The sequence below is a fragment of the Blautia marasmi genome (assembly GCF_900258535.1).
Lineage (GTDB): Bacteria > Bacillota > Clostridia > Lachnospirales > Lachnospiraceae > Blautia > Blautia hominis.
The window spans coordinates 1146831-1156859 of the sequence record NZ_OIWX01000001.1 but is presented as its reverse complement, the minus strand read 5'-3'; the positions used below and the strand labels follow the sequence as shown (position 1 = coordinate 1156859).

The following is a 10029-nucleotide window of genomic DNA, read 5'->3' as shown; positions in this document are numbered from 1 at the left end:
GTAACAGGTAGTCACGAAGCATAGGTGAAGACGGGGACAATGCCAGTGATGGTACACCTCGGGTTCTGCCGTATATGGATATAATTTCCTTGTTTGTACGTTTCGTTATCACGGCTGTCCGAACTCAGCAATGAGAGGACAGAACAATAGACTTACCTCACGCAATATCAAAAGGTTGTTATGGGGGATAGCGTTATGGTCGCTATAGAATACGTGAAAATCGTATCGGAGTAATCCAAGTCTACGGAGTATAGAGGAGTCCTAAGTGCGGTATTAAAGCAATTGTATCGAGAAAGGGGAACTGCCCGACGATTAAGTAATAATTGGGGACTGTCCGCACTGAAAGGGTAGGACAAGAAAGATTATGAATGGGTAGTCACAGGAGCCGTAGTAGTTAAGATACCCTATCAAGAAATAGGGAGGAGCGAAGGGCTTTAGTCTTGATTTGAATAATAAAACAGAAACTTCAAATTCGTCACGTTAGACGCAAGAGACTAATCATACGGAAGCGGGGCGAGAACAGCTAATGAGTATTAATAATGTGTATTATGTGGACATGGAACAGCGGTTTAACGATTTTAAGGACGGTAGGATTGATATGCGGACATTACATCCTATGGTATATCATGAGGATAATGTAGCTCTTGCGGTTAGGCAGTTGAGTAAAGCAAAAGGGCGAATGGCAAAGGGGCAAGATGGTACTAATTATAAAACCCTTGAAAATTATTCAATCATCAAACTGTCTCATATCGTAAAAGACCGCCTTATAAACAAGAAAATGGATTATGTTAAGAGAAAGTATATTCCTAAAGGTAATAAAAACAGCGGGAAAATGCGCCCTCTTGGCATATGTTCGGTATGGGACAAGTTAGTTGAAAAATGTATACAGCTTGTCTTAGAACCGTATTGCGAAACAAAGTTTGTCGATAGTTCATTTGGTTTTCGGGAACAAGTAAGTGCACACAATGCACTTGCCAAAGTTAAAAACCAATGTCAGACAATGCCCTATGTGCTTGCAATTGACCTACAAGATTATTTTGGAACGATAGACCCTGAAATAACCTATAGAGAAATGTGGCATATCGGCATCAAAGACCAAGTAATCCTAAATTATGTGTATCAGTTTATCAAAAAGGGTTACTATGAAAATTCTTGCAAAGTAAAGAATCCTCTCGGCGCACCACAAGGCTCCGCTTTAGGACCGCTCATCAGTAATTTATATCTGCATAGATTTGATGTGTGGCTTAGAGATCAAGGTGATTGTTGGCACGATGAAAGTGTAACAAAATTTCATCATTATTTCAATAAGCGTCGGAATATGGCTAAAACAAACTTAAAAATAGGTATACACGTTCGATATGCTGATGATATTTTGGTTTTATGCAAAGATAAAAATGATGCTGAACGCTTTAAGCACAGCATTACCAAGTATCTGACCAAGAACATGAAGCTTATAATAAATCATGAAAAGTCGAAAATTTACGATTTGACTACGGAACGAATGAAATATCTAGGCTATGTGTTTTATGTTTTCAAACGAAACACGAAAAAGCCACAGCAAAACGGAAAATTCATGGTGGCGAATGTGCTGCCAAAAAGTAAAGAAGATGAAATTGTTGATAAGTGTAAAGAACTTCTGAAAGCAATACGGAAGAAAACAAACTTTGAAACGGTACTTAACTGGAATCTTTATGTAGTAGGCGTTCACAACTATTACATGGGAATGACTGGCTTTTGTAAAAGTTTTACGCGAATTGGCTGGCGAATTTATAAACTGTTTTATCACACAATGAATAAGAAGATTAAGTTTACCGCAGAACAGTCATTTAAGAATGATTTTATGAATGGTAGATACAGTACTTGGGGAAATAAAGGATACTATTGTTTTGATACCTACCCTGTTATTGAGGTTTGGTGGGCGAATTGGGACAAAAAGTTGATACATGCCAAGAAAGGTAGGGTATCACGGGAAAATCCTTATAACTATGGCAAGAATAAACATAAGCCAGGCGTGTCAATAGAGGATATTCGTTACATTGTCAATTCGTCTAAATATATTAAAAGCAGTAGATTAGCTATGTTTAGGATTAGTAAATATAGTTCAGTCAAAGGCAAAAGTTATCTGTCAGGCGAATATGTGTCAGTTGAAGATTATCACTGCCATCATATTAAGCCGGTAGAAAAAGGTGGAACGCATGATTTTGAGAACCTTTGTGTATTGTCAGAAACTGAACATATCATCTTGCACAGTGCAACACCCGAAAGACTGTATGAATTGTTTCCGAAAAGGAAGGCAAGGATTGAACAGCTTATTAAAGCGGTTTAGTCCCTTCTTAGGTAAATATATTTTTTGTTCGTTGAGTAAAGATTCTCGTGAAGGGAGAATCCTCACAAATTAAGAGGGAAAGCCGTATGCGGGGAAACTCGCCCGTACGGTTTGGGGCAGGGGAAAAGATGTGGCATACTTGTATGCTGGAGTCTTACCTATTGCCATAACAGCTGGGCTGTGACCGGATGTTCGTGGACGAGTCAGACAATTACAAGAATCTGTTCCTCTACACCAAGATGCGGAATGTGGCGGGACTATCCACCACCGATGCACAGAAGTCCAGCGATATGTTTGCCAAGTGCCGGTATCTGGACGAAGTGACCGGGAACCGGGGGACGGTATTTGCCACCGGAACGCCCATTTCAAACAGTATGACCGAGATGTACACCATCCAGCGGTATTTACAGTATGACCGCCTTCAGGAAACCGGCATGACGCACTTTGACTGCTGGGCGTCCCGCTTTGGCGAAACCGTCACGGCGCTGGAATTAGCCCCGGAAGGCACCGGCTACCGGGCAAGGACGCGCTTTGCAAAGTTTTTTAACCTGCCTGAACTGATGGCCATGTTCAAAGAAGTAGCGGACATCAAGACCGCCGACCAGCTGAACCTCCCCACCCCGGAGGTGGAGTACCACACCTATGCGTCCAAGCCTACCGAAATCCAACAGGAAATGGTAAAAAGCCTTTCGGAACGTGCAAGCAAAGTACACAGCGGTACGGTAGACCCTACCGTTGACAATATGCTTAAAATAACCTCCGATGGGCGCAAGCTGGGGCTTGACCAGCGTATCATCAATCCCATGCTCCCGGACGAGGAAAGCACCAAAGTCAACCAGTGCGTGGACAATGTACTGCAGTTCTGGCGTGACGGCGATGCCGATAAGCTGACCCAGCTGGTGTTCTGCGACATTTCCACGCCCCAGGCCGCCCCCAGCGCAAAGGCGGCGAAAGCCGTCAGCGGAAATCTGGATAACCCGGAGCTGCACGGCCTGGAAACCGCTATCCCGTTGGACGCACCGGAGCCGCCCTTTACCATCTATGCGGATATCCGCAGGAAGCTGATAGAAAAAGGCATCCCGGCGGAACAGATTGCATTTATCCACGAAGCCAACACCGATGTGCGAAAGAAGGAACTGTTCGGCAAAGTCCGCAGCGGCCAGGTGCGTGTATTGTTGGGTAGCACCGCCAAAATGGGCGCAGGCACCAATGTGCAGGACAGGCTGATCGCTCTGCACGATTTAGACTGCCCCTGGCGTCCCCGCGATCTGACCCAGCGCAAAGGCCGTATTGAGCGCCAAGGCAATACAAACGCAAAAGTCCATGTCTGCCGTTATGTCACCGAGGGAACCTTTGATGCCTATCTCTGGCAGACCGTGGAGAATAAGCAGAAATTCATCAGCCAGATTATGAGCAGCAAAAGCCCGGTGCGCTCCTGCGAGGATGTGGACGAAACGGCGCTGTCCTTTGCGGAAATCAAGGCGCTGTGCGCCGGTGACCCGCGCATCAAGGAGCGTATGGATTTGGATGTGGAGGTTTCCCGCTTGAAAATCATGAAAGCAGACCACCAGAGCAAGCAGTTCCGCATGGAGGACAATCTGCTGAAATACTTTCCAGAGCAGATTGAAGCCAACAAAGGCTTCATCAAGGGCCTGCAGGCGGATATGGAAACGCTGGCGGCACACCCGCACCCGGCAGATGGCTTTGCCGGGATGGAGGTGCGGGGAGATGTCCTCACCGACAAGGAAAATGCCGGGGCCGCCCTGCTGGATGCCTGCAAGGAGGTCAAGGGAACCGACCCGGTGCAGATAGGCTCCTATCGCGGCTTTTCCATGACGGTCAGCTTCGATGCCTTTGAAAAAAGCTATACACTTGCCCTGCGCGGGCAGATGACTCACCGGGCGGCGCTCGGCACCGATCCGCGCGGCAACCTGACCCGTATCGACAATGCGCTGGCGCAGATGCCGGAGCGTTTGGGCAGCGTACAGGCGCAGCTTGAAAACCTCTATCAGCAGCAAAGCGCCGCCCAAGCTGAGGTTGGCAAGCCCTTTCCCCATGAGGAGGAACTGCGGGTAAAAACCGCACGGCTCACAGAACTGGATTCCCAGCTGAACATGGACGGAAGGCGTTCCCAGCCGGAGCAGGCCATCGCCAAAAGCAGCCGCCCCTCTGTGCTGGAAAATCTGAAACGCCCTATGCCACTGCGAACTATGGAAAAGAAATCAAAACCACATGAGGAGGTACTATAATGTCGAATATTGTTGGAACTGCATCCTACGCCAGTGGGGAGCAGGAGATTTTTACTGATCCCAAAAAGTTTATCCAGACTGTGAAAGAAGAACTCCCGTACCGCAGCACCTCCGGTTTCACCTATCAGGTGATGTACGCCGATGCCGCCACACGGAAAGCCGTTGATGATCTGGCCTACAACGAATATGGCGAGGATAATCCCCACGATCTGGCGCATTATCAAAGCACAGAGAGTGAACACATGGAAAAGGCATCGGAAGCCTTGAACACCGCTTTGTATGAAAAGATGTTTGCCGAACAGGAAACCTACCGGGACTGGCTCCTGACACAGACGCCCGATGAAATCCTCAAGCACACCTATGAATACACCGTGCGTGAAGATATTTTGATGTCACTGGAAAACAATGACCTGTCTGACCAGCAGGCGGCGGCGCTTTTGCAATCGTCCAGCCCGCTTAATGATGTATTTCAGGAGTTTGAAAAGCTGGAAACCGGCTACATGGATACGGTTCTGGAGTGCATCACCGGCCGCGCCAATACGTTGGTACAGCGGGAGCAGGAAGCAAAGCTGGCTCTTTTGCAGCTGCCGGTCTATCCGTATCCGGCTTCCTATGCCCGTGAGCATGACGAACTGGAACAATACCGTGCTTCCCACAAGGCAAACATTGCCTGCCGGGATGCTATCGACACAGCCGTTTCGGATCATTATCGGGACAACTCGCTGGGGCATGGCGCGGTCAAACAGGTGGTGGAGCAATTCGGCTATGACCGTACCCTTTATGTTCTGGCCAATACGGTACGGCAAAAGGATTGGGACGGGCGCATTTCCCGTGATAATAAAGCATGGGCGCAGACCATTCCCGTGTATGAGGACAAGGACGGCTGGGGCGGCGACCGCCGATGCGAATTTGTGGTGGACAGAACTCACCCCGGCCTGCTGGATTTGTTCACCACACAGGCACGGCGCGATTATCTGCTGACCAAAGAGGACATTCACTATGAAGCCGCCCGCCTTTTGGGGCGGCTTCAGGAACCCGGACAGCCTAACAGCCCTAGCGGCACCCACTACATGGCGCAGATCTCCCAGGACTTCCTTCTCCGAGCATCGTCCAAAGACCAGGATAAACTGTTTTCCATGCTGCCGTTCCAGTCGCTGACTTTTTCCGGCATCAAGGACAGGAAAGGCATCTTCGTCATGATTTCCAAAGAGGAAAACAGGAACCAGCCCCTGCGCAAGCCTTCGGTGCGCAAAAAACTGGAACAGGCCACCGGCGAGCCGAAGCCGCCGGCACCGAAAAAGCGTGGTATGGAACGATGAGTGCCCCGAAACGCAAACGTGATGTGCAGTTGAATTTCCGAGTATCTCCCCATGAACTGAATTTGATTGAAACCAAGATGGCGCAGATGGGTACGCGCAACCGGGAAGCCTATCTGCGGAAAATGGCAATCGATGGTTATGTGGTAAAGCTGGACTTACCGGAATTAAAGGAACTGCTTTCACTGATGCGCCGCAGCAGCAACAACTTGAACCAGCTGACCAAACGGGTGCATGAAACCGGGCGCGTCTATGATGCGGATATGGAGGACATTCTCCAAAAGCAGGACGCGGTATGGGCGGGGCTGAACGAGGTACTGGCCCATCTAAGTTCCATTTCGTAACCGGGGCATGGTTCCCTGACGGCGGAGGGAGAACGGCAAACTTTGCCGCACTCCCTCCGCTATTTTTTTATGCCGCCGTATCCTTGCATGAGATGGGTGGTTGTGGATAAAATAAGATAGACAGGCAGAAGGAAACGAAAGACTAACTATTAAAAGTCAAGCCCCCCAATGATGTGAATGGCAAATTTATCGGCGATTCAAAAAAGGCGCAGCAAAGCAGACGTCCACCGGACGCCGAGCAAGCAAATTCAAAAAGGTCAGGCAGCGAGGCGATATGCTTCCCCTGTTTTCTCCATAGCAAAGATAAGCCTCACGAGCTTCTTAGCGGCATGAGAGATTGCGACATTATAGTGCTTGCCCTCGGCACGTTTTTTGGCGAGATAGGCAGCGAAGCCCGGATCCCAGTGACAGACATACTTGGTCGCATTGTAGAAGGCATATCGCAGATATCTGGAGCCGCGCTTCTCCATGCGGGCGTAGCTGCTTGTGAGCTGCCCGGACTGGTAGGTAGAGGGCGAGAGACCGGCGTAGGCCAAGACCTTGTCGGGTGAATCGAACCTTGCGAAGTCGCCGACCTCGGCTAGAATCATCGCGCCCATGCGGGTGCCAATGCCGGGGATGGTGGTGATGGGCGACTGAATCTCGTCCATGATGCCTTCGATAGTAACCTCAATTTCTTTGATTTCAGCGTCCAGCTCGCGGATGAGACGGATGGTGTGCCGCAGCTCCAGCGATTTTGCCGGCATGACAGAGCCAATGGATTGCTTGGCAGCCTCACGAATCTCAAGGGCTTTGTCGCGACCGTAACGCCCTTTGGAAGCGTCACTGAGCACAGATTTTAGCCGCGTCAGATGAGCGCCTGCAACCTGACGAGCACCTGGGAATTCGTCAAGCAGAGCATAAATAGAAACCATATGGAGCGAGGGCACAAGCTTTTCTAATTCAGGGAACAGAATGCAGACCAGACGGGAGACCGATTGCTTGAGCTTGGCGCGCTCGTTGACCTTGTCGAATCGGTATCTTGTGAGTGACTTTAGCTCCTCGTTGTGGTAAGCTGTGTCTGTGTAGGGCTTGAGGCTCACATCAGACATTAGCATAGCCGCAATCGTTCGCGCATCTACTCGGTCAGTCTTCGTCTTTCGTAGGGTGAGGCTTTTCCGGTACAGATTGGTGTGCAAGGGATTCAAGACGTAGGTGGGAAGACCTTTGTCCAGAAGAAACCCCAGGATGTTGTAGCTGTAGTGTCCGGTCGCCTCAAGTCCTACTTTCATTTTGTCTTGAGCTGAGGTGTTGGAACGGATTTTTTGTAGCAGATATTGAAATCCCTCCGTGTTGTTCTCGATGGTGAACACATCGCCGAGCACCTCGCCCTCTGAACTGATGATAAAGCAATCGTGCTTGTCCTTGGCAACATCAATTCCAACGCAAATCATAGTAAAACCTCCAACGGTAAGATTGTGATGCTGCTGTATCCACAGAACACTTTGCTCTTGTAACCTTGTTCTAAATAAACCGTCTGGCGGTATCTAACTGATCAACAATACTGCAAAGGGCTGTGGTTGGAGCCTTTCGAAAACCATCAAGTGGTAGGAGCAATAGACCAATCCACAGCATCCTCTACAGTGTAGCACATCGCCCTTGGAGAGGGGCGTTAATCACTACTACTCTATAATACAAGGAGCTGATAAAATGTTGACCTATGAAAAAGTATTTGAAATTTTTAAGGACTATTTAGCAGCAGATCACGAGGTGGAAGTGCTTCATTCGCGGCGCGGTTATGTCAGGGTACAGTGGGATAAAAATACGCGCTACTGTGAAGATGGGTGTCTGTGCCGCACACCGGAAGAATTGTTTGAAGTGCTGTTAGATGATTACCGCGGATATGAAGAAATCAGGCTGACGAAAGGACGACGGGAGTTGACAGCGGAGGATTCCAGAAAATTGGATGCCCTTTGCCAGCCCTTTTTGGATAAACGGAGAATGGAGGAAGCAGAATGAGATGGGTATTGAAGATTTTATTTGCGCCGGTCATCCTGGCATTGACTGTGTTCGTCTGGCTCTGCATGGGGCTTCTCTACTGTTCCGCGTTCCTCTTTGGACTGGCGGCATCCATCGTTGCCCTGCTGGGGCTGGCCGTGTTGGTTACATACTCGGTACAAAACGGAGTTATCCTGCTGATCATTGCCTTTCTGGTCAGCCCCATGGGACTGCCAATGGCAGCGGCGTGGCTGCTCTCCAAGGTGCAGGAGTTAAAGTATTGGATTCAGGACGGAATATATGGATAAAGATAGCGGTGCCGGAAACAATCTTCCGGCACCGCTACTGTTTGTAAGGGATAGATTATTTTTGAGAAGTGATATATTTCTGGTATTTGCTATTGGGTTTATCCGGAATTGTCATTTCCAGCTGTCCCGTTTTCAAAAGAGGTTTCAGTACGTTCCTGCGGAGATATTCTCTGCTTGATATACCGAGATGTTCTTGTATTTCATCTCTTGTTCTTGCAACAGAACAAAATTTAATCAGCTTAGTGATACGCTCATCTTGCACACTATCTTGCACACCATCTTGCGCTGTGGTGTGCAAGTTGTAATTGATGTTTTTCAATACTACACGAAAGTCAGATGGTGTTGAGTAAAATTCCGGCTTCATTTGTTCCGTATAACCGGGCAGTTTTTCTGTTTCACTTAAAATCTTTTTTAAGCCGCTGCCCCGGCGTTCCATGTATTTCATACGATGGAAAAGGTCAGCGATAACGGGATTGCGACGTACAGAGCCGATGGCGTTAATATCACATTCCTGAATCGGCTTTCCCTCAAACATACCACCGGGAGATTGAATTTCCAGACGGTCATCATACATATCAATGTGGACTTCACTGCCCGCAACGATATAGTCACGATGTATAAGGGCGTTCACAAGGGCTTCGGTCACCGCCCGGTCTGCGTAGTCTGGTTTATCCACACGGTAGCGTGCTTCTTTGACAAAGCGTACCTTGGAATTGTTGCGGACAAAATCACAGCCGCTTTGCAGCAGATAGATCAGGTTGCCCTCATACTCCTTATCGTCCAGAGCATCATCAAAAATAGAGCCTTTTTCCAGTCCGTTCCAGCGAGTGCAAAACACTCTGGAATTATATACAATGTTCTGGTCGGCGAGCAGCTTCCCGGCATTGGTTAAAAGGCCATCTTTATCAGCAAGGCCAAAGGAAACATAATCGGATGCTTCCAGCCGCAGGCCAGTCCGTTCCCGGTAAGTAGCTTCCAAAAGTGTAAAACTATAATCTTCCTTGCGGGCATCTGTAATCAGCGCATCGAAAGAACGGTTGGTGCCTTTGAGAATCAGTTCATTTACCACATAATCCGGGGCTATAACACTTTCATTGCCGACACGCACATAGGCTTCCATAATACCGTCAGCCTTATAGTAATACGGTGTGGTGCGACCGGCAGCAACAGAAAGTATCAGGGCATCCTTATCATCTTCCCGGACAGGCGTAAGTACAAACTGTGGCAGGGGCGTGATACGCTCTTTAATTAGTCTGCTGATGGCTTCAGCATCAGTCTGGACATTTGCCAGCCCTGCCATTTTTCCATTATTGTCCACGCCAAAAAACAACGTGCCGCCAATACCATTTGCAAAGGCGCTGACGCTTTTTAACCAGCTTTTTGGCTTTTTCGTTTCCAGGGCAATCTTGAAGTCACATTCGGTTGCTTCAGCAATCAATTTTTTTATCATCATAAGCCTCCCATATAAGGCGATTTTATCTGTTTACACATTCTATTATACCCAGAGCC

General features: G+C 48.4%; 7 protein-coding genes and 1 pseudogene. 6 read left to right on the top strand and 2 right to left on the bottom strand.

Features of this window, described 5'->3' with window-relative positions; genetic code table 11:
* The first annotated feature begins 526 nt into the window (after positions 1-526).
* The 4 genes and pseudogenes from C6P39_RS05155 (at position 527) to C6P39_RS05140 (ending at position 6235) form a co-directional block, all read left to right on the top strand.
* Positions 527-2326, top strand: a complete 1800-nt coding sequence (locus C6P39_RS05155; protein ID WP_104803050.1) for a reverse transcriptase domain-containing protein — start codon at positions 527-529, stop codon at positions 2324-2326.
* A gap of 170 nt (positions 2327-2496) precedes the next feature.
* Positions 2497-4575, top strand: a pseudogene (locus tag C6P39_RS05150) (SNF2-related protein); the annotation flags it as partial.
* On the top strand, positions 4575-5894 hold the full coding sequence (locus C6P39_RS05145) for a DUF3849 domain-containing protein (RefSeq protein ID WP_330407023.1): 1320 nt from the start codon (positions 4575-4577) through the stop codon (positions 5892-5894). The pseudogene C6P39_RS05150 and the gene C6P39_RS05145, both read left to right, overlap by 1 nt.
* Positions 5891-6235, top strand: coding sequence for a plasmid mobilization protein (locus C6P39_RS05140; protein WP_104803049.1), 345 nt, complete (start codon positions 5891-5893; stop codon positions 6233-6235). The genes C6P39_RS05145 and C6P39_RS05140 overlap by 4 nt, the downstream gene beginning before the upstream one ends.
* 257 nt (positions 6236-6492) lie before the next feature.
* Here C6P39_RS05140 and C6P39_RS05135 read toward each other — a convergent pair whose 3' ends face one another.
* Positions 6493-7668: an IS110 family RNA-guided transposase gene (locus tag C6P39_RS05135; protein WP_104803048.1), complete on the bottom strand. Its 1176-nt coding sequence runs from the start codon at positions 7666-7668 to the stop codon at positions 6493-6495.
* 256 nt (positions 7669-7924) lie between these two features.
* Here C6P39_RS05135 and C6P39_RS05130 point away from each other — a divergent pair, with 256 nt between their 5' ends.
* A complete protein-coding gene (locus C6P39_RS05130) occupies positions 7925-8233 on the top strand; it encodes a hypothetical protein (RefSeq protein ID WP_104803047.1) in 309 nt (102 codons plus the stop codon).
* A complete protein-coding gene (locus tag C6P39_RS05125) occupies positions 8230-8520 on the top strand; it encodes a CD1845 family protein (protein ID WP_104803046.1) in 291 nt (96 codons plus the stop codon). The genes C6P39_RS05130 and C6P39_RS05125 overlap by 4 nt, the downstream gene beginning before the upstream one ends.
* A 55-nt stretch (positions 8521-8575) precedes the next feature.
* Here the strand turns inward: C6P39_RS05125 and C6P39_RS05120 are convergent, their stop codons facing one another.
* Positions 8576-9970, bottom strand: a complete 1395-nt coding sequence (locus C6P39_RS05120; RefSeq protein ID WP_104803045.1) for an ATP-binding protein — start codon at positions 9968-9970, stop codon at positions 8576-8578.
* Between the last annotated feature and the right edge of the window lie 59 nt (positions 9971-10029).

What these genes read in the sequence shown, in the direction of transcription:
- C6P39_RS05155 (WP_104803050.1), top strand. Translation starts at nt 527, where the DNA reads ATGAGTATTAATAATGTGTATTATGTGGACATGGAACAGCGGTTTAAC.
- C6P39_RS05145 (WP_330407023.1), top strand. Translation starts at nt 4,575, where the DNA reads ATGTCGAATATTGTTGGAACTGCATCCTACGCCAGTGGGGAGCAGGAG.
- C6P39_RS05130 (WP_104803047.1), top strand. Translation starts at nt 7,925, where the DNA reads ATGTTGACCTATGAAAAAGTATTTGAAATTTTTAAGGACTATTTAGCA.
- C6P39_RS05120 (WP_104803045.1), bottom strand. Translation starts at nt 9,970, where the DNA reads ATGATAAAAAAATTGATTGCTGAAGCAACCGAATGTGACTTCAAGATT.
- C6P39_RS05135 (WP_104803048.1), bottom strand. Translation starts at nt 7,668, where the DNA reads ATGATTTGCGTTGGAATTGATGTTGCCAAGGACAAGCACGATTGCTTT.
- C6P39_RS05125 (WP_104803046.1), top strand. Translation starts at nt 8,230, where the DNA reads ATGAGATGGGTATTGAAGATTTTATTTGCGCCGGTCATCCTGGCATTG.
- C6P39_RS05140 (WP_104803049.1), top strand. Translation starts at nt 5,891, where the DNA reads ATGAGTGCCCCGAAACGCAAACGTGATGTGCAGTTGAATTTCCGAGTA.